The sequence below is a fragment of the Paenibacillus sp. JNUCC32 genome (assembly GCF_014863545.1).
GTDB classification, from domain to species: Bacteria; Bacillota; Bacilli; order Paenibacillales; family Paenibacillaceae; genus Paenibacillus_AQ; species Paenibacillus_AQ lautus_A.
The window spans coordinates 854,166-880,621 of sequence record NZ_CP062260.1; the positions used below are offsets into that span (position 1 = coordinate 854,166).

Here is a 26,456-nt window from a genome sequence, read left to right on the forward strand (position 1 = left end):
CCTGATATTAATAATTTTGCCCAATATCATTTATCCGGAATGATTCTAAATATGGAAGAAGCAGGAGAAGTGATGAATTATGTCGAAAGTACTAGTACTATATCACTGTCAAATTACTTTCAAATCATGTTTCGTCGTTACTATTGGTGCTGACAAAAGGAATGAGGTAAAGAGATGTATTCCCTATTTGATAAAATTGAACAAACAAAATATTTATCTGAAGGTAAGGCGGATATATATCGGCCGATTTGTCGACTTTTGTTCCAGAAAACTGCATTAGAGTTTCATGGTAGCATGTACACAGTTTCGGAAATCTTAGCTGATTTGAAACAACGGACAGAATTTGAAGGTAGATTTATGGACCTTACAGAAAAGGAGCTTGATGATGCGCTGAAAAGCTTAGAAAAATGGGGGAATGTACTAAGTCATCAAGATACTTCAAAGGCTAAACGAATCGAAGAATTGAAAAATCGACGATCACTATATAGCATTACGGACATTACTATTGAGTTGGAGCGCATGATTGGGGAGCTCCAAAATAGCCTTCAGTCTATTCGAGGTATCGAATTTGAACGGCATATTCCTGATCGCATGATGGAGGAACTCGATAAGTTAAAAAATTGGAAAGAAGGTCAAACTCTTGATTTGCGGATTGTTTGGAAAGAGCTCATGGATCGGTTTAAATCGCTACAAACCGAATCTTCTAATTTTTTTGCCCAAATCAGTCGATCTTCTTCCAACGAAGAATTGATGCGAACCGCCTCATTTTTAGCCTATAAGGAAAAATTTGTACAAATGCTTCAAAATTTTGTTTTAGTTATTATGGATAAACAAGAAAAAGTCCGGCAATATATCCATGACATACCGGATGATGTCATTCAACGTATTGTTGAACTCATCGTAACTAAAGAAGCAGAGACGGATTTAACTGGCGACTTTCATGCCGAAGAATCCCGATCTGTGCGTCTTTCAGAATGGCAAGGATTAAAAGGGTGGTTCATAGAGATCAACGGAAAAAAACCAGGCGTTCGCTTCTTAATTGATCAGGCTAAGAACACGATTGTTCGTGTCGTTAAAATTGCCGAGCAAATAACTGATCGCTACAACCATTTCAAAAGCCGTAAAAACGATTGCTTGCAGCTTGCTCGATTATTTGCAAGCGTAGGAACGATTGAAGAGTGTCACCGTCTTTCAGCATATGTGTTTGGTGTGCAGCAAACATATCATCTCTATACAATACCAAAACGTTCGGACGACCATTATGATACGGTTTGGGAGTATGATCCACATGAAATTACTCTAAACAAAAATAAACCTGGGCGTCGGGAAGGGAAGATCAAGCAAGCGCTCGATGAAAATCCCCTTAGAGAGTACGAACTTTTAAAGCAACACCAAGAGCGACAAGCAATTATCCGTCGTTATTTAGATGAACTCTCAGTTGATGGAAAAATCGTCTTTGAAGAGTTGCCCGTCCTTCATCCGATTATTAGAAATACCTTACTTGATCTCATAGGACAAGCCAGTGCTTCGAGCAAAAAGATCGCATGAACAGATACTGGGGCCAAATTCCAATTGAAAGAGCGCTCAGAACATTGGATCCAGGTTCGCTTTAAGGACGGAACATTAAAGATGAAAGATTTAGAATTAGAGCAAATTGGAGGCGGTAACTCATGAATGAGATTATCCCTTTTCAAGATTGCGTACGAGCATTATTTGATCGTTATTGGATACGTCAAGCGGATGATCCGGAAATGTTTTATGCTATTAAGAAACAGGAAGGCGATTTGGAAGCCTACTTTCGCACCCAATTTCGGTATCATCTGATTGTTGATGGTACTTTTGCCAAGCTCGAAAAAATTCCGTTTATTGCACGGCCTTCAATGGGTATTTTAGAGTTCGAAAGGGAGCAAAGTTATGTGTTTTTCGCATGTTTGCTAGCTTACTTTGAAGATAAAGGAGAAGATCAACAATTTCTTCTTCAAGATGCATGTGAAGCAATACTCAACTACGCACCTAAAGAAGCAGGAGCCATTAAATGGGAAGATAAAAGCACGCGAAAGGCATTTGTGGAAGCGCTTAGGTTTTGCCGAGATCAACACATAATAGAAGAGATTGATCAGCAAATTGAAGGATTCCGCGATCAAGCCGATCACGAGGTATTACTCCAAACCACTTCGATGTTTCGACGTGTTTTGACCCTGTATTTTAGTGACCTTTCCAAGCTTCAAACGATCGAGGAGTTTGAATGTGCAGTCCAAAAAGAAATTGAAGAAGCCACGACACCGAAGCAGCGGATCATGAGAACTTGGTTTTTAGAATCTGCCCTTCGTCATGAAGAACTTACACCTCAAGAGCGCGAAGCCTTGGACTGTGAGATCGAATCATGGCAAGCGGAAATTGAGAGCCAGTTTGATTTTATGCATGTTGAACGGTATAAATCCATGAGCATGATCGTTCATAGTGAATATCATTATGGGCACTATTACCCGTATGTTCGTTATAACCAAACAATGAATGCCTCTATTCAGTGGGCAACAGAGGTATTTGATAAGGTTCGGAGCGGGGAAATTATCCCTGATTTATACGGCCGAATTCGAATGCATGAGCGCGAAGCGTTTCAAATATTTCTTACGGTGAAAGAAAAATTTCACTATGGATGGAATAAAGATTTCACACTAATAAAATCATCAGAAGCAGCGTGGAAGATGGTATTTGAGGTTCTAGAACAATTTTCAATCGTTAGATCGATTGGGGACAAACAAATATATTGTTATGATCTAGCGGGTCGAATTACAGGCGAATATTTGGAGGAGGAGAATTAATGGCTGTCCATCGTTACCAGCCCAATCGTCTGGGACTCTTTAATTTCTGGTATCACACGGATTCGGTATTTGAGTTTGCTAATGGGAAATTGTTTGTTCGGGGTGCAAATGGTAGCGGGAAATCAGTAACAACAACGATGGCGGTTCCTATATTGGTCAATCGATTATTGGTATTTTATGATTAATAACGACAGGCGGGTCGGACATGATTTCTTTTTATATTTTGAAGAAAATGTCCGCGGGGAGATTAAAAAATTTCCACTCACTAAAAAGCAGTTAGAAGAAAAAATTGGACGGGGTGGGGAATTTACAACAAGCCAAACACGATATACCGAAATGGTAAATCAATACTTGTTCGGTTTTGATTCTGTTAAAACGTTTAAAGAGTTGATTCATATTTTGATTCAACTACGGAGTCCGAAACTTTCTCGAGATACCAAGCCAACAGATGTAACTAATCTATTATCGGATTCACTACCTGAACTCACAGATGAGGATTTGTTGCCGATGATCCAGACGATCGGAACGATTGATGCGCATCAAGAAAAACTCGAAAAACTGGAGCATTCGCTTCGATACCTCCAGGCACTTCAGACGGCTTATCAAACCTATAACGAACATCGAGTGTACGAAATAGCAAAAGAAAATATAGAGATTGAAAAACAACTTCATCGCTCGATTCAAATGTCTGATAGGGATCGAAAGCAATTAGAGAAATACGAAAATGAACATGCTGGATTTCTTGAGCTTCTGGCACGTCTTGATACTGAAAAGCAAGCACTGGATGTTGAAGAGGAACATCTTAGAGGCCACAAGGTGTTTGGGCTTCGGAAGCAACAGGCCCAATATGAAGAGGAAATTGAGCAATTTGAAAAAAACATTAAATCGCTGGAGGATCATTACAATACGAAAAGTAGGAAGCTCAACTCGGAAATTCGTTATCAAAAACAATATGCCTACGAGAAAGAAAAGACAGAGAATAATATTACCGAAATGGCCAATGAGTTAACGCAACTTGCCAAGCAAACGTTTTTTTTGGTGCACGACCGGTTCGTATCGCACTTGGAAGAGAACTCTGATGGAGAATTGGCCATTTTTCGAAGAGACTGGGAAGAAGAGTTGCAGGCTTACCAAAAACAACTTTCTTTAATTCGAAAATTAGCTCAAGATGTTGAGACTTGCAGACTACGTGAAAAAGATGCTGAAGAGGCAGTAGATCGCTCAGAACAACAGCTTGAAGTCGTCAAACAAAAGAGAATGCAACTGCAAAAAACGGCCGAATACGTTCGTGAGAATTTGGATAGAAATTTGGAAATATGGCAAACCCAAACACAAGTCTTTGTGCTTGAAGAGAAATCCAAACAACAACTAATTGGTTTTTTTGAAGCGTTTCTTTATGAAGAGATAGAGGAGGCATCACGTGAAATAGAGTTTTGGTGCAACGATAAGAAGCAATTACAGGAAAAACCCATCATCCAAGAAATTGAAGGGCATCGATTTGCCATAAATCATGAGAACAGTCAGCAAGCGATTTGGAGAAAGCAAATCGAGGAACTTCAAAACCAACCTGAAATTGAACCTGCTTATTCTAAAGACGAACAAATTCGTCGCAACGCCCTTCGTGAACTAGGCATTCTATTTAAAAGCTTTTATGAAGCTGTTGATTTTCGCCCTGAAGTGGACGAACAAACTCGGGCAAACATTGAAGCAGCCATTTCAAAGTCAGGTCTCCTAACCGCCCTTTTGGTTAGAGAAGAAGATGAGGGTCGCGTCTTTGCAATGCTCCCCATTGTCCGAAACCAGCAGATCAAGACTCTAAATTTAACGGAGTATTTAGTAGCTGTACCGAATGAGGCTTTGTCACAATCCAGAATTGAGAGGTTGCTTCAAGGAATATCCATTTCAAAATCTGATGAATCCTTCATCATGCATACTGGGGAGTTCCAAAATGGGTTTATTCATGGAAGTGCTCCTATTCAAGAGGAACGGCTCATCGGTAAAGATGCGAGAGAAGCTATTCGAGCAAAGCGTATTTTGAGTTTACAAGCGGAGATTCAATCTTCGCAAAATCGTGTTGAAGAGGCAGAAGACCGAGTATCGTTTCTTCAAAATCAAATACGTCGATTAAAAGCCGATGTATTAAATTTTCCTTCTCTTGAACCCATGAAAAAGGTGGAAAAGCAGCGCAGAGAATTGGACACGGAAGAAAAAGTAGCCAACGATCAAGTGGAACGACAAGAAGCGAATCTCCAAGCTTTGAAGCAAAGAAACCAGCCGATCATTAATGAATTTCTGTTAAAGTCTGCACCTTATCACCGGATTGAACGAACATCGGTTGCTTATCAGAACGTTCTCGACGAGCTCAACGAATACAGTAAACAACTCGGAAGCTTTTTTCACCTCATATCGGACAGAAAAATACTAACGGAAAAAGTGTATGATACTTCGAATAGGATCGACGATCTAGAGAATGAACTAGATGATCTTCAAGAGCAAAGGGTGGATGTATATAGGGATCTTAAGACTAAAAAAGCCAAGCTGGACACGATATTGAATCTTATCTTAACTCATGATGATGAGCAGAATATCTTGGTGCGTATTGATGAGGTTGTCTTGAAAAAAAAAGAAAATGAAGAAGCTAGAGAGAAAGGTATTCAACGTCGAGCTGATTTACGGTCAGCTATTTCAGGACTTAAAAATCATATCGAAACCCAAGGCCCCACTATTTTAGAACTAGAAGAACTCAAGCAAGAGTGGGAATCGTTATTTCAAGAGGAGAAAAGCTTTGGTTTTACTGATCCCAAATGGACTACGCTTGTGGCAGTTCACAATTTAGAATCAACGCATAAGGAGCTAAAGAGGAGTGATGTGCACGGGGCATTGGAGCGAGCGATTTACGATGCCGAACGTGAACTAATGGACCAAGAGATGAAGCAAACCCGACATAAGTTAAAGATTAGAAACATGAGTAAGGGTAGAGACTGGGAACTGCTTCAACAGTGGACCGATCGACAGTTCGTCACGTTCGTGCCTAGTTATATTGAATCAAAACCTATTCAATTACTTGAAGAATTGAAAGCGACCCGAGATGAGACGGCGCTCGCTATTCAAGAAAAGGAACGAGTATTGTATGAGAAAGTGTTAATCGATGACATCGGTTCGACTATCCGTGGGTTGATAGAAAAAGCGAAAGAATGGGAAAATGAGGCTAATTATTTTCTCTCAAACATCGATACCACCGTTCGAATGCGGCTAAAGTGGAAACCCCATCCTGCGAAAGAACAGGGAGAGTTGTCGACGGACAAACTAGTCGAACTTCTCTCGAAGAAAACCCAATGGCTGAATAACCATGATCTTGAGCGAATCGCGGAACATTTCAAAACCAAGGTCGAGCAAGCACGGGCCTTGGCGAAAGAGGATACGCGCTTTTCGTTAACTGCCAAAATGAAGGAGCTGCTAGATTATCGTAAGTGGTATCGGTTCGTGTTGTACTATCAAAAAGACAGGGAAGCAGATTTTGAAGAGTTTAATGTCAAAGCATTTGAGACTATGAGTGGAGGAGAAAAAGGCATTTCTATGTATAGTCCATTATTTGCTGCAGCAGCTGCAAAATATGCACACGCGGCACCTGATTCCCCTCGCTTGTTCTCGCTAGATGAAGCATTTGCGGGGATCGATCATGAAAATATTGAGAATATATTTGGGCTGATCTCACAGTTTGATTTTGACTATTTAATGAATTCTCAGATCCTTTGGGGGACATATGAAACCGTACAAGAATTATCGATTGTGGAAATTCTGAGAAGAGTGAACGAAAAGACATTAGCGCTTGGTCGATATTATTGGGATGGGGAAGACAAATATGATCTTCCAAATGGGAATTTTCTGGAGGAATATTATGTCGAAGAACGAGCTTGAGAAATTGCTGCAGTTACTACAGAGTCAACCAGAGTTTGATAAACTTCTACGTCTGTTTGAAGAAAAATATCGTAGCTATGGTTCGTTTGGAAAAGTGGAAATACTTAACCCTTCGAAATCTGAAATAGATGCTTTTGTTGGTTTGATGGGTCGTAAAGTTAGAGTAGAAAATTTCAAGATGACTGTAAAGGCAACGTTTTTCGAACAGGCTATTCAGCAAGCGGGTTATTCTTATGACTTGCACTCCCTGCTCGAAGCTTATTTTCAAAAGCAACTTATTACTAAGCGGAAGTTTAATGAACATCGAGAAGAAAAAAAGAGAGGATTTTTCGAATGTTTTCTGAATCAAGCCAATTCAGGTAGTTCTTTTTACAAATTTATTTCATTTATAAAACATTACAACAATGCACCATTCATTCATATTATGTACAAAAAAAATCCTGAACTTCTTAAGTATTTACTTAAACTGATTAATAAATTGTTTGATTACTTACCTTTAAAAAAAGGTACTTATTTGCCAATACTGGCTTATGAACTTACCAAAGATTATTATGCCTTGTCCCCTAAATCTGATGGCGGTAGAATGATGTTATTTGCATTACAGGTATTGAATCATTCAAATTCCAATACTGAACTCATTTCAAAGCCAAATGAAGAACAAATCAAGGCGATTTTGCTAAGATATAATATCTTATTTTGCCCAGATGCTCATAGAATAATGCATAGTTTGTGGATTTTAGATGGACAAAATCAAGAGGAAGATAATTATCAGGTAATTCCATTATATAAGATTGGTGAGGGATCTTTTGCAGAAGTATACAGAGTCTTTGATCCAGTATTAAAAAAAGAGATGGCATGTAAAGTTCTATTTGAAGAGTCACTTTTTTTAAAAAAATATGAAAAAGAGGGAGCTGATTATTATCTCAGATTCAAAAGAGAAGTCAAGTTTTTAAAAGAAAAGATATCTCATCAGAACATTATTCAAATTAACAAGACTCAACTTGTAAATGAGCCGGCTTTTTTCACTATGCCTTTAGCAGACTATTCTTTAGAAAAGTTCTTGGCATTGTATCCCCAGTTATCTGAAGATATGAGATTAAGTATCTTTAAAGATATTTTAAATGGTGTAGCTTATCTTCATGACTGCAAAATTAGTCATCGCGATCTAGCACCTCATAATATCCTTTTGTTCAAAAACAAAGATGGGGCTTTTTTTGCTAAAGTTGCCGATTTTGGACTAGCTAAGGATTACCGGTCGCTTTCCGCATCAACCGGATTATTTGTTAATGGGTATGGAAGAGCAGGTTATACTGCTCCAGAACAAATAAGTAGTTTGAAAAATGCTGATCATTTATCAGATATATACTCATTAGGGGCATTGCTATATTTTTTACTAAATGGAAAATCACCAGAAGAACGATACAGATCCACTGTTAAATATCAACTTATTGTTCTAAAAGCAATGGAGGAAGATCGTTCTAAACGATATCAGACAGTAAAAGAATTAATGGCTGATATTCTACTGATGAATAGGAGAAGTGTTTCCGATAGAGAGTATTCATTTATGAGTTTAAAAACATATGAGTACAAGGAATTTCCCGCAGATGTTAAAAAAGTCTTAAATTGCATCTCATCAGCTGAGATTGAGACACCTAACGAAATTCTTGAAAAATTCATAACACCATTCACATCAATTCCAATTGAAATTTTTGTAGAGTGTGTAAAAAATGACACAGTAATGTTTCCTTTTATGTATATTGCTGAAAAAAATATAAACAATGTAATGGATTCAAAGGAAGTAGATTGGGATCAGATATCAATTCTTATTGATAGTGTCTACAATGGATCACGAAATCAAAATTTACAAATTAACGCCATAAAAATCTTAATGACAATCGCATTGAAAATCAACAACCTTATGGCTCAGTCTCTGCTGGTTGGGATTATAGTATCCATGGACAGTTATACAGACATATCTCAACAAGTAGCTTTCTTAATAGAAAAGAGTTTTTCGTTATATCATGATTTGTTAATTTCTATACTGAGAGGTATTGAATATCCGCTTGATATACGTGATGTATTAAATGACTACGATTTCTCACACTCAGTATAGGAAAAAGCTAGTGAGCATTAAGTGTCGATTAGACTTCAAGCAGGGGCACCGGATGGGTACCGGTGCCTTTAAGTGTTTAACTTTTATGAAATCGATAAGAAGTGTTCTAAGAGGTCTCTTTTTCCTCCTTCAATTTTTATCTTAAGTAATAGCTCTTCTTTCCCCCACACCCCTAACTCTTTATCGCCCCCATCATAATCCCCTTCACAAAATACCGTTGCACAAAAGGATACACCATAATGATCGGCAGCGTAGCGACCATAGTCACCGCCATCCGGATGCTTTCGCTGGAGACCGGGATTCGCTTGGAGCCCTGCGCCAGCTGCTGGGCGTCGGACATCATGCCGGCGGTCTGGAACTGGTTGAGGATTTTGACCAAGACGGCCTGCAGGGTCTTCAGCTCCGGCTTGTAGGTATACACATAGGAGTCATACCAGGAGTTCCAGTGGCCGATGGCCAGGAACAGGCCGATCGTGGCGAGCACCGGCACGCACAGCGGCATGATGATGCGGAAGAACGTCTGCAGGTCGTTGGCGCCGTCGATTTTGGAGGATTCCTCGATCTCGCCGGGGATTTGCTCCATGAAGGTGCGCACCAGAATCATCAGGAACACGCCGATTAAGCCAGGGAAGATGTAGACCCAGAAGGAGTCGATCAGCCCCAGGGATTTGATGATCATATACGTCGGGATCAGCCCGCCGCCGAAATACATCGTGAACACAAAGAAGAAGGAGAAGTATTTCCACCCGAGCAGATTGCGCTTGCTGAGCGGATAAGCGAGCAGTGTGATGAAGAAGATGGATGCCGCCGTCCCGACGACGGTACGCAGCACGGTGATCTTGATGGCGCTCCAGATCTCCGGATTCCGGAAGATGGTCAGGTAGCTCTCGATGGTTGGCACGCGCGGCCAGAAGTACAGGTTGCCCCGCATCGTATCGGTCGCATCGTTCAAGGAGATGACCAGGATGTTCCAGAACGGATAGAAGGTCACGAGAAAGATGCCGGTCAGGAACAGGTATAAAGAGGCATCGAAGATACGCTCGGGCACGGTTTTTTTGCTTAACATGGATGTACCTCCTTATGGTTTAGAATAGGGACTGCCCGTTCAGCTTCTTCGCCGTATAGTTGACGATAACCACGATGATGAATGCCACCACGGAGCTGAACATGCCGACGGCTGCCGCATAGGAGAACATGCCGTTCTGGATACCGTAGCGGAACGAATAGGTGGACAGGACGTCGGAGTAATCCCGCGTCAGGTCATTGCCGAGCAGGAAGTGCTGGTCAAAGCCCGCGTTCAGGATGCCGCCAAGCGCCAGGATCAGCAAAATGACAATCGTTGGCTTCAGGTGGGGCAGGGTGATGTACCGGATCTGCTTAAAACGGTTGGCGCCGTCGACCTTGGCCGCTTCATAGAGCTCCTGGTTGATGGACGAGATGGCCGCCAAATACATGATCGAGCTGTAGCCCATATCCTTCCACGTATTGCCGAGCGCGACGATCCACCAGAAATACTTGCCGTTCTGCAGGAATAAAACGCTTTCATCGGTAATGTGTAGGAATTTCAATATGCCGTTAATCGCGCCGTCCGAGGAGAGCAGGGTCACGATGATGTTGGCCGCGATCACCCAGGATATGAAATAGGGAAGATAGGAGGCGGTTTGCACCGTCTTTTTGAACTTCACGTTCTTGATCTCATTAATCGCGATGGCGATCAGGATCGGCATCGGGAAGGAGAAGAGCAGCGTGATCAGCGTGGAAGCCAGCGTATTTCGCATGACGATCCAGAAGTCGCCGTTGTTGAAGAAGTAACGGAACCATTCCAGGCCGACGAACTCGCTCGTGAACAGGGTCGACCAGAAGCCGCCGAGCGTCGGCTGGTAATTGACGAAGGACATGTATAGGCCAACCATGGGCGTATACGCAAACACAATGGCCCAGATCAGTCCGGGCAGCATCATCAGGAATAGATACTTCTGCTGCTTCAGCATGGCCCAGCGGCTTTTTCGATGAGGACTTAAGTTCAAGTCACTCCGCGTCTGTAAGGTTGTAGCAGGTTTCATATGGGGCACCTCGCATCTCAAGTTAACTCAAATTATAAGACTCGGAAAAAATGAGTGTCGATATGACAATGTAACGAAAGATGCTTGAAAATGACTTACATCGCGAATTCCCATAGTTAAAAAAACGAAATCGCTATAATATTAAGGGATAAAGCCGACACAGGGGGTATGAGCATGTATAGCATTTTTCTCGTAGATGACGAAGAGCTGGAGCTTGAGATGATCCGAGATTATATTCGTTGGGAAGAGATGGGGATATATGTAGCCGGAACAGCCCTGAACGGCAGGGATGCCCTGGAGAAGATCGAGGTGATTCAGCCCGATATCGTACTGACGGACGTCCAGATGCCCGTCATGAACGGGCTTGATATGGCGAAACGGGTGAGTGAGTTATTCGACTGGATTCAGTTCGTCTTCCTGACCGGACACGATGAATTCAATTATGTGAAGTCGGCCTTAAATGTGGGAGCCGTCGGCTATTTATTGAAGCCGCTGGATCTGAGCGAAATTGTAAGCGTTATCGATAAAGTCAAGCGGCGCTGCGAGGAAGTGCGGATGAAGAACCGCTCCATTCGCGTGACCAAATCCAATATTGTACGAGAGATGATATTCGAGCAGAACGAGGAGCGATTCCGAAACCTCGCTGCCAGCTACCATAAGCTGTCCCGCCATACGGAGCCGAGAACGTATACCCTTACGCTGCTCGGCATCGATGCTCCGCACGCTGCACAGCCGGGACCGTCCCTCGAGGATGGCATGGCGCGCCTCCAGACGTTTATGGAGGAGTGGCTTGCGGACAAGAAACTCGAGGCGGATCTGGTCGTCTGCCGGGAAGGCGAGCTGGGCATCTTCATGGATGCCGCCAGCCATCTGAGCCGCTTTACGTGGGAGGATCTGCTGAAGCAGATGCAGCATACGCTGGGCTTTACGATGACTGCGGCCGTGAACGAGGAGCCGGAGGAGCTGTCCCGCATCCAGGATATATACCGGGAGACGCGGCAGATGCTGGAGGAGATGTTTTACGTCGGCAACGGGAGAGTCATCTATGCCAAGGACGTGCTGCGGCAGCTGGAGAGCCGGCAAATTCCTCCTTTCCAAGAAACGGCCTATTTCGAGGATATTCATCAGTTGGCGTCCGAGCAGGCCGCGCAGAAGCTGCGGGATTACTTCAACCGGCTGGTCATGCTGCGAATCCGAAAAACCGAAGTGTGCGACTTTGCCATCGGACTGGTGGAGTCTCTGCTGGAGGGGATCCACGAACCGATCACGGAGAGCCACAAGCGGGCGGAGCTTTACCATGCCATCTATCAGTGCCGAACCATTATCGAAATCGAAGCAATCATCATGGATTTTGCCGGGCATGCGATTCGGACGCTGGAACACCGGTTCATGGACAAAAATGCAAGGCTGGTGCATCAGGTGCGCACGACGATCGACCAGACCTATCACCAGGCCATCACGATCAACAGCTTGTCCGATCAGGTGTATCTGTCTCCCAACTACCTGCGTTCCATCTTTAAGGAGAAAACCGGCATGACGATCCATGATTACCTAACGAGAATCCGGCTGAACAAAGCCAAGGAGCTGCTGGCCGACGATTCGCTCAAAGTGCAGGACATCGCCCAAAGGGTCGGTTATGAGAGCACATCCTACTTCATTTCCTTATTCTTAAAAAGCCAAGGAGTTACGCCGAATGAATACCGCAAAAACATCTAGCCCGTCCGGCCCGTGGAGCCGGCTGGCAGGGGCTTTCCCGTTCGCGTACTTACGCGCATACACCAATTGGCGGCTCCGGCACAAGTTCTTTTTCATCTTTCTGATCGTGATCATCCTTCCGTTCTCGCTGCTGATCTATTATTCGTATTCTTCGACCCGCAGCACGATTACGGAGCATACCTATACGGCCTTGGGCGGATCGCTGGCACAGATTAACACCAACGTGGAGAAGCGGCTGGAGTATTACAATCAGCTGTCGAACATCCTCTACATGGATGCCCAGCTCCGCAATTATCTCTCTACCGATTATGAGCAGGCGTACTATTATCTGGATGCCTTCCAATATATCAACCGGACGCTGCCGTCCCTGATGACCCTGAATGCCAACATTCTGGGCATCACGATTTATACGGGGAACCATACCCTCTATTCCGACGGCCAATACGTCAAATATACGGAAGAGCTGCCCCGGGCGATGGAGGAGCAGGTGCTGGATGCCGCCGGCAATACGGTGTACTTCCATTCCGGGAATTTCAAGGCCGATGATGCACATATCACCATTGCCCGTTCGTTAAGTTATTTCAGCCTGCAGCATCCGTACGGGATATTGACCATGGACATTAACGCGAACGAATTCTACTCCCTGATCAAAATGGAGAACGACAACAAAAGCGTCTATATTATCGACGAGTTTGGCGGCGTGATCAGCACGGGGGATCAGAACCTCCCATCGAACCAGCTGTTCGACGTGTTTCCGATTCAGGAGCGGATGACCCGGGATGCGGGCTCATTCGATATGAAGATTAACGGCCAGGAGCGCTTTTTCACGTATAAAAAGCTCAGCAACGGCTGGTCCACGGTCATCACCGTGCCCTACGACGAGCTGCTGGCCAATGCGAATCAGGCGACCAAGAACGTTATCTGGTTCTCCGTACTGGCGATTGGCATTGCCATCCTGCTGCTCTATTTTACGACCAAGGTCATGACCAAGCGGATCGAGGTGCTGCTGCAGCAGATCCGGAAGGTGGAGCGCGGAGATTTCCGGCTGTCGATTAAGCCGATGGGGCATGACGAGATCGGTCAGGTGTCTTTTGCGTTCAATAAGATGGCCTCGACGATACAGTCCCTGATCCATGACGTATACGTGAAGGAAATCGCAAGGAAGGAGTCGGAGCTGAATACGCTCCAGGCCCAGATCAACCCCCATTTTCTGTACAACACCTTGTCCTCGATCTCTTCCCTGGCGATCAAAGAAGGGGCTATGCAGGTGTACCAGATGGTCAATTATTTGGCCAAGTATTACCGAGTTTCGCTGAATAAAGGAAAGCGCATCATTCTGCTGGAGCAGGAAATCAATCTGGTGAAGAATTATGTCGCGATCCAGAAGATCCGGTTCCGGGACAAGCTTCATATGCATTACGACCTGGATGAGCAGCTGTTCGGGAACACAACGATCAAGCTGATTCTGCAGCCGTTCATCGAGAACTGCATCAATCATGCCATTGGGGACGAATCGGGAATCAACATTAACGTGAAGCTCAGGCAGGAGGGAGACGACATCTTGCTCCAGGTCATCGACGACGGCATCGGAATGACCCCCGAACAGCTCGATCGCGCGCTGAGCAAATCGGATAATCTGTCTGGATATGGCGTGAAAAACGTGAATGACCGGATCAAACTGACCTACGGAGAGGAATATGGCGTCAGCATCTTCAGCCGGCTCGGCATCGGAACCGCGGTGACCATTCGGATACCTGTAATCTCCGATAGGCATCCTGCAAACGAACAGTACCCGCAGCAGGCGTTACCCTGAATGAAAGACATTTTGCATCATGGATTGTAAGATTGCGTTATAGATCAATGAACTCCCGATTTTTACAATGATAGATATATTCGAGCACATGAATATGACGACCTTAGAAAGGGGTTCAGGGAATGAAGAAACTAAAATTGATTCTGGCAGCAGCGCTCGTTATGACAACGCTTTCGGCTTGCGGCGGCAACCAGAAGGCGGCATCGGGCGGAGACAGCGGTACGAATGCGGACAGCAGCGCGCCGATCACGTTAACCTGGTTTGACCAAAACACGGGGGATGCCTTTACCAATCCGGTCGCTAAAGTGATTACGGAAAAAACAGGCGTGACCGTCGAGATCCAGCAGCCTACGGGCAATCCGGTCGAGAAGCTGAATCTGATGCTGGCCAGCGGCGATCTTCCGGACGTTATTTTGATGAGTCGTGGAAGCGATATCATGAACAAGTATATTACCTCGGGCGCGGTGATCCCGCTGAATGACCTGATTGAAGAGCACGGACCGAATATCCAAAAAATGTACGGCGACACGCTCGCCAAAACGCGAAGCGAGGACGGCAACAATTATTATTTCTCCAACTGGTACGGCTTGGAGCAGTACCCGGTATTCGGCTTTATGATGCGCATGGACATCATGAAGGAGCTGGGCGTCGGCGATAAGGTGAATAACGGCGAGCCGTTTACCGCGGAGGAATTCGAAGAGCTGCTGGTTAAGTTCAAGGAGAAATATAAGGCCATCGACGGAAAAGAAAGCATTCCGATGACGCTCAACGGCGAGAATGTCGGAGCGGTGACCGGCAGCTTCAAGGGCATGTACGGCATGATGCCGTATTATGAAACGAACGGAGAGCTGAAGAAGGACGTCCGCGATCCGCGCTATCTCGAAATGGTCAAATTTCTGAATTCCCTTTACCGCAAAGGCCTGCTCGATAAAGAATGGGCAACGATGAAGACCAAGCAGTTCGAGCAGAAGCTCGGCAACGGCAACGTGTTTGCCACGGCGGAAGCGCTCTGGAATGTAGGCAATGCGAATGCGCTGCTCAAAACCGAGGCAGCCGATAAGGCCACGGAGGAAGAGCGTCAGTTCTACCAATATAAAGTGCTGGCTCCGGGCGTGAAGCCGGAAGAGGCCACTTACGGACCGAAGAGCTCCCTGGGCTGGGACGGCGTCGCCATCAGCCGCTCCAACAAGGATCCGGTCCGGACGATGAAGCTGCTGGATTTCCTGGCCAGCGAGGAAGGCCAGTATCTGCTGATGTGGGGAGTAGAGGGCGAGCATTGGGACATGAAGGACGGCAAGCATGTGCCAAGACAAGAAGTGCTGGACGCTTTCAAGAAGAATTGGGACGAAGCTTCCCGTACGACGGGCATTCGCAAGTGGACCTGGATGATCAAGAACGGTCCCGGCGAGGACGGAACCCCGTATGACCTGATGGGCCGTTACCAGACCGATCCGGTCACGGATCTGGCGATCAAGAACCTGGCCGATACGTCGTTTGATACGGCACCGTACGATAACCTGGGTCCGGCTGGCGGAACGCCGGAAGCCATTATGGAAACGAAGGTGAACGACACCATCAATAAATATTTCCTGAAGATGGCCCTGTCGCCGTCCGAGGACCAAGTGGTGGAATCCTATAACCAGATGATGGCCGAGATCGAGGCGGCCGGCCTGGCCAAGCTGGAAAAGATTTATACGGACAACTTCAACAAACGTCAAGAGCTGTGGGGCAAATAATCTGGCTAAAGGGAGTCAAAAGATGCTTCGTCTTTTGGCTCCCCTTTTTTTCTTGAACAGGCAAAAACGATATCAACACGAATCGGAAGGATGATATTCTGTGACCATTCAATACCAAGAACAGTTTCGCGTGTTTGCGATACAAACCGATAACAGCTCCTATCTGTTCGGCATCAACGACAGCGGCAACCTGCAGCATCTATACTGGGGAGAGTCCATCGCGATCGAAGACGCGGCGCCGCTGCTGCGGCCGAGATCGCACAGCTCGTTTGACGCGGAAGTCCATTCGGAGGTGGAGGAATACAGCTTCTGGGGCGGAGTCAAATACAGCGAGCCCAGCCTGAAGGTCCGCATCCAAGATGGCGTCCGCGATTTGGCGGTTCGTTATGCCGGGCACCGCACGCTGCAGACGGAAGGCAGGGAGACGCTGATCATCGTTATGAAGGACGAAGCGTACCCGCTTGAAGTGGAGCTGTCCTACCGGGCGATTCCCGAGTGCGACCTGATCGAACGTTCGGCCCGGATCGTCAACCGCGGCGAGGCGGATATCGTGCTGGAGAACGCGCAATCCGCGGCATGGGTCATCCCCTATCTGGCGGATTACCGCCTCACGCACGTGACGGGAAAATGGTCCGGCGAATTTCAGCTGCGCAGCACCTTCCTCACCGAAGGAAAGAAGGTGCTGGAATCCCGCAGGGGTTTTACGGACAGCCATGTCAACCCGTGGTTTGCGATTGATGACGGACATGCCACGGAGTCGGCGGGGCAGGTCTGGTTCGGGGCGCTGGCCTGGAGCGGGAACTGGAAGATTACGGCCGAGCGGACGGTCTTCGATCATGTTCGGGTGACCGGAGGCATCAATGATTTCGACAGCGAGTGGGTGCTGGGAGCGGGAGAAGCCTTCGATACGCCCGGCTTCGTCGGGGGATACAGCAGCGGCGGCTTCGGCGGGATGAGCCGGCGGCTGCACCGCTATCAGTATTCGGATGTCCTGCCGGGCCGCGAAACGAGACCGGTCTTGTATAACTCATGGGAAGCGACGTACTTCGATGTCAATGCCAAGGATCAAATGGCTTTGGCCGAAAGAGCCGCGCGTTTGGGCGTGGAATTGTTCGTCGTGGACGACGGGTGGTTCGGCGGGCGCAACCATGATCGCGCCGGGCTTGGCGATTGGTTCGTGAACCGGAAGAAGTTCCCGAACGGTCTCGGCGAGCTGATTGACAAGGTGCATGAGCTCGGCATGGATTTCGGCATCTGGGTGGAGCCGGAGGCCGTCAATCCGGACAGCGACCTGTACCGGGAGCACCCGGATTGGGTGTACCATTTCGAGACGCGGGAGCGCTCGGAGCTTCGCAATCAGCTGCTGCTGAACATTTCGAAGCCGGAGGTTAAGGCTTACATTTTGCAGTTTATGACGGACCTGCTGGAGAAGCATGACATCAAGTTCATTAAATGGGACATGAACCGGACCGTAACTGAACCCGGCATGAAGGACCATCCGCTTCACCGCCAGAAGGAGATCTGGATTCGCCATGTTCAGAGCCTGTACGAGATTTGGGCGGAGCTGCGGCGCAAATTCCCGCATGTGGCGTTCGAAACCTGCGCCGGCGGCGGAGCGCGCATCGACCTTGGCATCTTCCGGTATGCCGACCAATCCTGGCCGAGCGATAACACCGATGCCTTTGACCGCCTCAGCATTCAGGAGGGCTTCTCGTACGCGTATGCTCCGCGGATGATGACCTGCTGGGTGACGGAGTCGCCGACAGGGATGAATCGCAGACAGGTATCCCTGAAATACCGCTTCCACAGCGCCATGATGGGAACGCTCGGCATCGGCTCCAACCTGAATGAGTGGAGCGATGAGCGGATTGCGGAATCGGCCGAATATGTGGCGCAGTATAAATCCATTCGCCATCTGGTTCAGTTCGGCAGCCAGCATCGATTGGACTCGCTTCGGCATAAAGGCGTAACGGCCGTGCAGTACGGCAGCGAAGACGGCAGCGACAACGTGCTGTTTGCGTTCCTGCACAGCCAGAAGCTGGGCGAGCCGCTGCCGAGACTGCGGCTGACCGGGCTGCAAGCCGATCAGTCGTATGCCATTGAGGGGTTGGCCGGTACATGGAGCGGCAGGGCGCTCATGAACATCGGGATCGAGCTGCCGCTGCGCGGGGATTTCGACAGCTTGGCGTACCGGATTCAGAGACAGGGATGAGATGAAATAGAAGAGCGTCGTATTGCCTTTCGCGATACGACGCTCTTTGCGGTTGAACTATACAATGTATAAGTATTACCCATATTGGATTCTCTGTTTTAGGAAATGGGTCCATGTTCTATTTATTGTCATGCTAGCCCTCTATCGTAAATTCCATTTCCTTTTTGGAATCCGATATGCCGTCAAGAATGACGACAGTCCAAACGTTGTTTACATCGGAGTAGTGTATAGACTTAATGAAAGGTACTTCAATTTGATCAAAATGCTCCAATGTCATAACGATTACTTCTTGTTGACCGAATTTGGAAGATTTAGGACGTTCGATTGTCAGGATATCTATGTCTTTAGCTGAAGCTTGAGCTGGATAGGAGGTTTCGATACCTCCGTCAATTTCGATCGAAACTTGTTGTCCTAACTCTATTTTTCTTTTGGTTCTGATCCATATTGCGTCGTTCAAATCTGATTTTTCATCATAACGGGTTACCAAAATCCTACCCTCTTCTTTTTGAACGACGTACCCTACATATTTATTCACAGGCTCGTCTTTTTCTTTGCTGTTATTGCTGCATCCACAAATAATAATGGCAAACATGACTAGACAGTGTATGAATTTGTTAATCATGATTTCCTCCCAATCGAAAAATAGTGTGCTCAATCGAACGAAAGGTTGGGTTCAGTATAAGGAAATAACCAGGAAATCCTACCCTTTCCGGGTATCTCGGTATTCGGAAGGGGATTTCCCCATGATTTTTTTGAACAGCCGCGAGAAGTAGTAGGGATCCTGGAAGCCGAGACGGTGGCTGATCTCCTTGACGCTCTCGCCGGTCAGGTCCAGATGCTGGCAGGCCCGCTGGATTTTGAGCCGCAGATAGTAATCGATGGGGGAGTAGCCCGTCGCTTCCTTGAACCGGAAGGTGAAGTGCGGTATGGACAGATTGGCGTAGGCCGCCAGCTCCTTCAAGCTCACATGGCCCTCCAGATGCTCGGTCATGAACCGAAGCGTCTGTTCCATGTCATGTTTGTTGTGCTGGTGTTGCCCCCGCTGCGGTTGGAGCCGGGCGAGGCGGATGATGGCCGCCAAGTGGCCGGCGAGCTGCGAGACATGGATGATATGGTTCAGCGTATATCCTTTTTGCAGCAGCTCGTAACTTTCCTGAAACAGCTCCGCGATGCTCCTTGACTGGTCGACCGGAACGATGGCGGGTTCGGCTGCGCCGGTAAAGCCCTCGAACAATAAACCTGCATGCGCCCCCTTCATATGCCACCAGTAAATGCTCCAGGGATGAAACTCCGATGAAGCATATTCATGCGGCGTATCCGGCGGAATGACAACCGCCTGCCCCTTGAGCAGAGAATAGGTTTTGCCGCCGTTCAACCGGTACCAGCCTTCCCCCTCCACGCAGTAGATTAAGATGTACGCACCGCTGCCTTCCGGGCGTTCCCGGTAGTGGTGAAGCGCACGCGGAAAGTACCCGACGTCGGTTACGTGCAGTGGTTCCACAAGCGGATGCCGGGCAGCCTCTTTCATAATATGATCCGGGAGGACAATGATTTTCTGGGACTCGAATCCGTCTGGTTTTCGTATGGTATCCATAGCTTTACTATGAATCGGAACGGAATTGTTGTCAACCGGATGGAGCGCCCAATAATCAGAATATAATCCATCATCAACATGATATCGTCAATGGCTCTTCGGCAGGCCGGCTTATAAGATAGAGACATAACGCAGCCAACGCGGATGCTAATGGAGGGAAGACGACTCATGACAAAACAACGGCAAGTGAGCGTACGGGAAGAGACCGTGGAGATTCCCACGTATGAAGTGGGGAAGCCGGACCTGAACCCGATGTTTTTGGAGAAACGGGTGTATCAGGGGAGCTCGGGGCGTGTCTATCCGCTGCCGGTCATCGATAAAATTTACGATGAGAAAGTAGTAAAGCCCTACCGGATCATTTTCCTTGAAAATGAGTACGTGCAGATTCAGATCATGCCGCAGATTGGCGGCCGGATCTACCGGGCCATCGATAAAACCAACAACTATGATTTTGTATACCACAATCAAGTGATCAAGCCGGCTTTGGTTGGCCTTGCGGGTCCATGGATATCCGGGGGAATCGAGTTCAACTGGCCGCAGCATCACCGTCCGAACACCTATGGCGAGGTGGAGTGGAGTCTAACGGATCACCCGGACGGCAGCAAGACGGTATGGGTCGGCGAGATCGACCGGATGTACGGCACGAAGGTGTCTACCGGCTTCACGCTGTATCCGGGCAAGGCGTATCTTGAAATTCACGCGCAAATGTACAATCGGACTTCGGAGCCGCAGACCTTTCTGTGGTGGGCGAATCCGGCCGTAGCGGTCAACGATCATACCCAATCCGTATTTCCGCCGGACGTTCATGCGGTGTTCGATCATGGGAAGCGGGACGTGTCCAAATTCCCGATCGCAACCGGCACGTACTATAAGCAGGACTATTCGGCGGGCGTCGATATTTCCATGTACCGCAACATTCCCGTTCCGACCTCCTATATGGCTTATCATTCGGATTACGATTTCGTCGGCGGATATGACCATGGCTTGAAAGCGGGGATTCTGCATGTCGCCAATAAACATATATCTCCCGGCAAAAAACAGTGGACGTGGGGGCACGGCGAATTCGGCCAGGCCTGGGATCGCAACCTGACCGACGAAGACGGTCCGTACATCGAGCTCATGACCGGCGTGTATACCGATAACCAGCCCGATTTCACCTGGCTGGCGCCGTATGAGGAGAAAAGCTTCAAGCAGTACTTCATGCCCTATAAAGACATTGGGCTCGTGAAGAATGCGTCCATTGACGCCGCCGTGAATCTCGAAGTCCACGGCCGCAACGCCGTCGTACATGCTTATGCAACCTCGGTTATCGAAGAGGCTCGCATTCTGGTGACCGGAGCGGGAAGCATCTGCTTGGATCGAAAGGTCAAGCTGTCGCCGGCCGACACCTTCCAGGCCGAGATCGAACTTGCCTCAGGTATGAGGGAGGAAGATGTACGGGTCGCGGTACTCGCTGCGGACGGCAGAGAGCTGGTCGCTTACCAGCCCAAGCCGCGTACCTTGGAGCGAACGCCGGCCCCGGCTACGGCGATTGGCAAGCCGGAGGAACTGAAGAATACCGAAGCGTTGTTCTTGGCTGGGCAGCATCTGGAGCAGTACCGGCACGCAACCTATGAACCGGAAGCCTATTATGTGGAAGGTCTAAGGCGCGATGCGGGAGATGCAAGGCTGAACAATGCCTATGGTTTGCTCCTGCTGCGCAGAGGGTGCTTTACGCAGAGTGAGGTTTATTTTAGAAAAGCGATCGAAACCTTGACCCGACATAACGCCCGGCCCTATGACAGCGAACCGTTCTATCATTTGGGGAAAGCCTTGAAGTGGCAGGGCCGTTTGGATGAAGCGTACGCTTATCTGTACAAATCGGTCTGGTCGGGGGCATGGCAAGGGGCGGGATATCTGGCTTTGGCCCAGATTGCCTGCGGGAAGGGGGAATATGAGGAAGCGTTCGAGCTGATCGAACGATCCCTGGCTGCCCAGTACCGTAATTATAAGGCGCGGCATCTCAAGAGTATCGTCTTAAGAAAGCTGGGACGCTTGGCGGATGCGGCATCATGGCTTGAGGAAACGCTCAAGCTGGATCCCATGGATGCGGGCGCGATGAACGAGCAGGCAGCCGTATATCAAGAACTGAAGCAAGAGGACAAGAGCCGGCATGTCTACGAATCGCTTGTCCAGCGCCTGCGCGATAATCCGCACCATTATATTGCCATAGCTCAGGACTATGCGGATGCAGGCCAATATGGCGACGCTTTGGATGTGCTGCAGCGCATCGAACGCCTTACGGCATCAGCCGTCTATCCGATGGTTTATTACTACCAAGGCAGTGCACTCATGAAGATGAACCGGGCGGAAGAGGCATCCGCTTGCTACCGATTGGCTTCGGAGGCCGATCCCTCGTACTGCTTCCCGAATTCCCTGCATGACTACGTGACGTTAAAGCAGGCGCTCAGCGTACAGCCGCAGGATGCGAAGGCGTTGTACTACTTAGGGAATCTGCTGTACGACAAGAAGCGCTGCGAGGAGGCCATAAGCAGCTGGGAAGCTTCGGTTGCTTTGGATGGCAGCTTCGCTACGCCGCATCGGAATCTGGCGCTCGCTTACTATAACAAGAGGCAGGACCACGATAAAGCATTGTCATCCCTGCAAACCGCTTTCTCGCTGAATCCGGCGGATGCCAGGATCTTCTACGAGCTTGACCAATTGTATAAAAAGCTCGGTCATGCTCCGGCTGATCGCTTGAAAGCGATGGAGGAGCACTTGGAGCTGGTCGAGCAGCGGGATGATGTATATCTGGAATATTTGACGCTGCACAATACGCTGAATCGTTATGAAGAGGCGCTCGGATTGATTCTGAAACGCAACTTTCACCCTTGGGAAGGCGGCGAGGGCAAGGTGCCGGCCCAGTATGTATTGGCCCGCGTGGAGCTAGCGAAGCAGCTGCTTCAGGATCGCCGCTATGAGGAAGCCGTAGAGCAGCTGCTTGCTGCCAAGCAATATCCGCTCAACATCAATGAAGGGAAGCTGACGGGAGCGCAGGAGAATAACATCGATTATTACTTGGGCTGCGCATACGAGGGGCTGAGCTTGTCCGAAGAGGCGGAGGCGTGCTTCCTGAAAGCTTCGGAGGGGCTGGATGAGCCGACCAGCGCGATGTATTACAACGATCAGCCGCCGCACATGATTTTTTATCAAGGGGCCGCGCTGCATAGGCTGGGCCGGGAGAATGAAGCCCGCAGCCGGTTTAACAAGCTGATCGATTACGGGGAGAAGCATATATTCGAGCCTCAGAGCATTGATTACTTTGCCGTATCGCTTCCGGACTTCCTGGTGTTTGATGAAGATCTGGACCGAAGGAACGAAATTCATTGCCGCTATATGATGGGGCTCGGTCATCTTGGACTTGGTGACCGGCAGTCCGCGGAAACCCTGTTCCGCGAGGTGCTGCAGCTGGAGTCTCACCATCAAGGAGCTGCGCTGCATTTGGCGCTTTGCAAGACGTTGGTGTAAGAGATTGACACTTCATTCTCAAGGGCCGTTACGAACGGTCCTTGAGAATTTGTGCATTCCGGGTGATGCGTTGACTAAACGGAGGGGGATGACGATGATGATCTGGAGCAAAGGGATGCTGGATGGATATGAGGTTTGGAAAGGGCGCACGGAGGTGATGGAGATGGTCGTGGTACCTGAACTCGGAAGCAGGGTCATCTCGCTTCGCAATCGAATGACAGGCCGGGAATGGCTGGTGCAGCCTGCTGGAGTTCTGGAAAAGAATGGGTATGCAAGCTCCTTCGGAAAGCGGGACTGCAGCGGCTGGGACGAAATGTTTCCAACGATCAATGTCTGCCGGTATCCCGCGCATCCATGGGAAGGAACGGAGCTTCCGGATCATGGCGAGGTATGGTCCATTCCATGGAAGGCGCACAGCGAGGAAGAACAGCTTCACTGCAGCGTGCAGGGAATCCGAATTCCTTATCGGCTGCGCAAAACCTACTCCTTCCCCCGTGAAGATACCTTACGGATCGATTATGCCGTTCATAATGCGAGTCCGTTCTCATTCTCTTTCCTATGGGCTGCGCATCCGTTGTTTCAAATCGATGAAGGCGCAGAGATTATCGTTCCACACGAGCTGAGGGAGATCATCGTATCGTACTCGGCGAACGGTCGATTGGGAGAATCCGGCGATATTCGGAAATGGCCGCAGCCATGGGAGGAACACCCCCATGTCCGCTTGAATCGTACCGCCAGCAGGCTTGAAGCATCGGCGGAGAAGTTTTATTTTGCTGGTGAGCTGCCGGAGGGGACAGCATCCATTTACGATCCGGTTGCAGGTGAAGGACTACGCATGATGTTTCCTAAAGAGCAGGTGCCTTATCTAGCGATATGGGCGAACTATGGCGGCTATCAGGGACAGTATCATCTTGCGCTTGAGCCTGCGACGGGGCTGCTCGATGATCTCTCGTATGCCATGCATCGTCAGGCAGCGGCCGAAGTGCCGGCCGGCGGCACGTATACGTGGTACCTTGAGATTAGCTGGATTAACGGCAGAAGAACGAAGTGAAGTCTTCTTGATCGACAGTGGACCGGCAATCGCTTAAGCATAAGCCAATTCACGAATGCGCTGGTTGGGATTGTCCGTAAATAATCCGCCGTGGTAACAGATCACGTTGCGGATATCATAGTGAGTGAGCTTCTGCAAGGAGAGCCGGGCGAACGCCAAATCAAAAGTAGTTGCCGGATCCGGCCCGATCAGTTGCCCCTCTCTGACGTTCAGCGCATCCGCTGCAATCAGGGTTTTGCTTGGTATATGATATAAACTGGTGTGGCCGGGGGTATGGCCCGGCGTATGGATCGCGATGATACCGCCGCCAAACGGCAGCTCTTCGCCGTCGCGCAACATGCGGTTCACGGGTGCTGAGGGCGGGTTCTCCAGCGTGTGTTTAAACGCGTTCCTCCACTCCGGCGGCACGTTATCCGGCAACGAAGCCAGCGCTTGCGCGATAGCCTCGGGCGATAATTTGACAAGCCTTGTATCTCCTTCGATATAAGGCTTTTCGATTTCGCTGGCGAAGACTTCCGGGGCTTGTTTGCAGTGCTGGATAATAGCTGGCAAACTGCCGATATGATCCAAATCCTGGTGTGTTATAATAATTTTGCTTACATCCTGAACGGAAAAGCCGCAGTCCGATATCTGCTCCTGAATCAGCGGGAGCTGACCGGGATAGCCAGTATCGACAAGCACCCGATTCTGATGATCCCAGAGGAATGTCGGGTGGATCGTTTCGGTACGTCCCATCATGGCTGCGGAAATTTCCAGCATGGCAATGCCTTGATCGATTAGTAGCATGTTTACATACCTCCACTATATTGGAATGTCTTCTCCCAAATTCAATGTCCAGAGAAGAACGAGCAGAAGTAGATTATCAAATCAACAAACCTTTGTAAACAGAAAAATATTTTATTATAACATAAAAATAATTATTTGTCAATATTTAATTTATGAAACTAAAATCCTCGTTTAGGCATGAAATGTCCTGCCTGGCATACTTCGCATGATTCCAAGTCGTAGGCGGATCACAAGGCGGGGTTTCATCTCCCTATTGAGGAATATGTAATTGCTGGTATAATCCTTGAAAAGAGAAACGAAATGGCGCAGCAGATTGAAGAAGGAGAGGGAGCGGCAATGAGCACGATGATTGAACTGAATGACGTAACCTGGAGACGGGAGCAAAAGACCGTTCTTACAGGCGTGGATTGGACCGTGCAGCAAGGGGAGCATTGGGCGGTGCTCGGACTGAACGGCTCCGGGAAGACAACCATTTTGAATATGATTAACGGTTACATCTGGCCGACCAGCGGCACGGTTTCGGTGCTCGGGCATCGCTTTGGCAGGGTGGATTTAAGAGAACTGCGTAAATCGATAGGCTGGGTCAGCTCCTCGCTGCAGGAAAGAATCCGCCCGAGCGAATCCACGCTGGACGTCGTGATTAGCGGCAAACACGCCTCGATCGGACTGTATCAGAAGGTGGATGAAGCAGACCGGGAACGGGCCGAGCAGCTGATGAAGGATTTTAATTGTATTCATCTGCTGGGGCGTACATATGAAACTTGTTCGCAAGGGGAGAAGCAGAAGCTGCTGATCGCCCGGGCCCTCATGGCTTCGCCAAGGCTGTTGATACTGGACGAGGCCTGCAACGGACTGGATTTTCTGTCGAGGGAAGCGCTGCTGTCCAGCATTACGGCACTGGCTTCAAAGCCCGATGCGCCGACCTTGCTGTTCGTTACGCATCATATCGAAGAAATCCTGCCGATTTTCTCGCACTCCTTGCTCATCCGCCGGGGCACCGTCTTCGGAAAGGGACGTTCCCGGGACATGCTGACCAGCGACAATTTGACCTCGTTCTTTGAGACGCCGGTCGAGGTGAGCTGGCAGAATGATCGGGCATGGATGTCCATTCCGGACTTGAAATAG

Annotated in this window: 17 protein-coding genes; 12 read left to right on the top strand and 5 right to left on the bottom strand. The window is 48.4% G+C overall.

Annotation, left to right across the window (positions count from 1 at the left end):
* Window positions 1-174 precede the first annotated feature (174 nt).
* From JNUCC32_RS03890 to JNUCC32_RS03905, 5 genes are all read left to right on the top strand, one after another.
* The gene (locus tag JNUCC32_RS03890; protein WP_228468873.1) at window positions 175-1,548 is read left to right on the top strand and encodes a TIGR02677 family protein; all 1,374 of its coding nucleotides are present in this window, start codon (window positions 175-177) and stop codon (window positions 1,546-1,548) included.
* 122 nt (window positions 1,549-1,670) lie between these two features.
* A complete protein-coding gene (locus JNUCC32_RS03895) occupies window positions 1,671-2,822 on the top strand; it encodes a TIGR02678 family protein (RefSeq protein ID WP_192571168.1) in 1,152 nt (383 codons plus the stop codon).
* Window positions 2,822-3,007 (top strand): hypothetical protein, encoded by a 186-nt coding sequence (locus tag JNUCC32_RS31525; protein WP_228468874.1) that lies wholly within the window; start codon window positions 2,822-2,824, stop codon window positions 3,005-3,007. The genes JNUCC32_RS03895 and JNUCC32_RS31525 overlap by 1 nt, the downstream gene beginning before the upstream one ends.
* Window positions 3,000-6,740, top strand: coding sequence for a TIGR02680 family protein (locus tag JNUCC32_RS03900; protein ID WP_228468875.1), 3,741 nt, complete (start codon window positions 3,000-3,002; stop codon window positions 6,738-6,740). Before JNUCC32_RS31525 ends, JNUCC32_RS03900 begins: the two co-directional genes overlap by 8 nt.
* Window positions 6,721-8,853, top strand: a complete 2,133-nt coding sequence (locus JNUCC32_RS03905; protein WP_192571169.1) for a protein kinase domain-containing protein — start codon at window positions 6,721-6,723, stop codon at window positions 8,851-8,853. The genes JNUCC32_RS03900 and JNUCC32_RS03905 overlap by 20 nt, the downstream gene beginning before the upstream one ends.
* 172 nt (window positions 8,854-9,025) lie before the next feature.
* On the opposite strand, the gene JNUCC32_RS03910 is transcribed toward JNUCC32_RS03905, so the two are convergent.
* Together JNUCC32_RS03910 and JNUCC32_RS03915 are read right to left on the bottom strand one after the other, a co-directional pair.
* Window positions 9,026-9,919 carry a carbohydrate ABC transporter permease gene (locus tag JNUCC32_RS03910; protein ID WP_096776841.1) on the bottom strand — a complete coding sequence of 298 codons (894 nt, stop codon included), beginning with the start codon at window positions 9,917-9,919 and terminating at the stop codon, window positions 9,026-9,028.
* 19 nt (window positions 9,920-9,938) lie between these two features.
* Window positions 9,939-10,916, bottom strand: a complete 978-nt coding sequence (locus JNUCC32_RS03915; protein WP_076325175.1) for an ABC transporter permease — start codon at window positions 10,914-10,916, stop codon at window positions 9,939-9,941.
* 174 nt (window positions 10,917-11,090) lie between these two features.
* Here JNUCC32_RS03915 and JNUCC32_RS03920 point away from each other — a divergent pair, with 174 nt between their 5' ends.
* The 4 genes from JNUCC32_RS03920 to JNUCC32_RS03935 all read left to right on the top strand — a co-directional run bounded on the left by JNUCC32_RS03920 (window position 11,091) and on the right by JNUCC32_RS03935 (window position 18,393).
* Window positions 11,091-12,632: a response regulator gene (locus JNUCC32_RS03920; protein ID WP_192571170.1), complete on the top strand. Its 1,542-nt coding sequence runs from the start codon at window positions 11,091-11,093 to the stop codon at window positions 12,630-12,632.
* Window positions 12,610-14,445: a cache domain-containing sensor histidine kinase gene (locus JNUCC32_RS03925; RefSeq protein WP_192571171.1), complete on the top strand. Its 1,836-nt coding sequence runs from the start codon at window positions 12,610-12,612 to the stop codon at window positions 14,443-14,445. Before JNUCC32_RS03920 ends, JNUCC32_RS03925 begins: the two co-directional genes overlap by 23 nt.
* A gap of 122 nt (window positions 14,446-14,567) precedes the next feature.
* Window positions 14,568-16,181 (top strand): ABC transporter substrate-binding protein, encoded by a 1,614-nt coding sequence (locus JNUCC32_RS03930; protein WP_096776838.1) that lies wholly within the window; start codon window positions 14,568-14,570, stop codon window positions 16,179-16,181.
* A 100-nt stretch (window positions 16,182-16,281) separates the two neighbouring features.
* A complete protein-coding gene (locus JNUCC32_RS03935) occupies window positions 16,282-18,393 on the top strand; it encodes an alpha-galactosidase (protein WP_192571172.1) in 2,112 nt (703 codons plus the stop codon).
* 133 nt (window positions 18,394-18,526) lie between these two features.
* Here JNUCC32_RS03935 and JNUCC32_RS03940 read toward each other — a convergent pair whose 3' ends face one another.
* The gene (locus JNUCC32_RS03940) at window positions 18,527-19,015 is read right to left on the bottom strand and encodes a DUF3221 domain-containing protein (protein WP_192571173.1); all 489 of its coding nucleotides are present in this window, start codon (window positions 19,013-19,015) and stop codon (window positions 18,527-18,529) included.
* A 78-nt stretch (window positions 19,016-19,093) separates the two neighbouring features.
* The gene (locus JNUCC32_RS03945) at window positions 19,094-19,987 is read right to left on the bottom strand and encodes an AraC family transcriptional regulator (protein WP_096776826.1); all 894 of its coding nucleotides are present in this window, start codon (window positions 19,985-19,987) and stop codon (window positions 19,094-19,096) included.
* Between the two features lie 168 nt (window positions 19,988-20,155).
* Between JNUCC32_RS03945 and JNUCC32_RS03950 the strand changes: the two genes are divergently transcribed.
* Entirely contained in the window at window positions 20,156-23,494 is a 3,339-nt protein-coding gene (locus JNUCC32_RS03950; RefSeq protein WP_192571174.1) for a tetratricopeptide repeat protein, read from the top strand.
* Window positions 23,495-23,591: 97 nt separating this feature from the next.
* The gene (locus JNUCC32_RS03955) at window positions 23,592-24,545 is read left to right on the top strand and encodes an aldose epimerase family protein (protein WP_192572589.1); all 954 of its coding nucleotides are present in this window, start codon (window positions 23,592-23,594) and stop codon (window positions 24,543-24,545) included.
* 33 nt (window positions 24,546-24,578) lie between these two features.
* Here JNUCC32_RS03955 and JNUCC32_RS03960 read toward each other — a convergent pair whose 3' ends face one another.
* On the bottom strand, window positions 24,579-25,331 hold the full coding sequence (locus JNUCC32_RS03960) for an MBL fold metallo-hydrolase (RefSeq protein WP_192571175.1): 753 nt from the start codon (window positions 25,329-25,331) through the stop codon (window positions 24,579-24,581).
* 336 nt (window positions 25,332-25,667) lie between these two features.
* Between JNUCC32_RS03960 and JNUCC32_RS03965 the strand changes: the two genes are divergently transcribed.
* A complete protein-coding gene (locus tag JNUCC32_RS03965) occupies window positions 25,668-26,456 on the top strand; it encodes an ABC transporter ATP-binding protein (RefSeq protein ID WP_192572590.1) in 789 nt (262 codons plus the stop codon).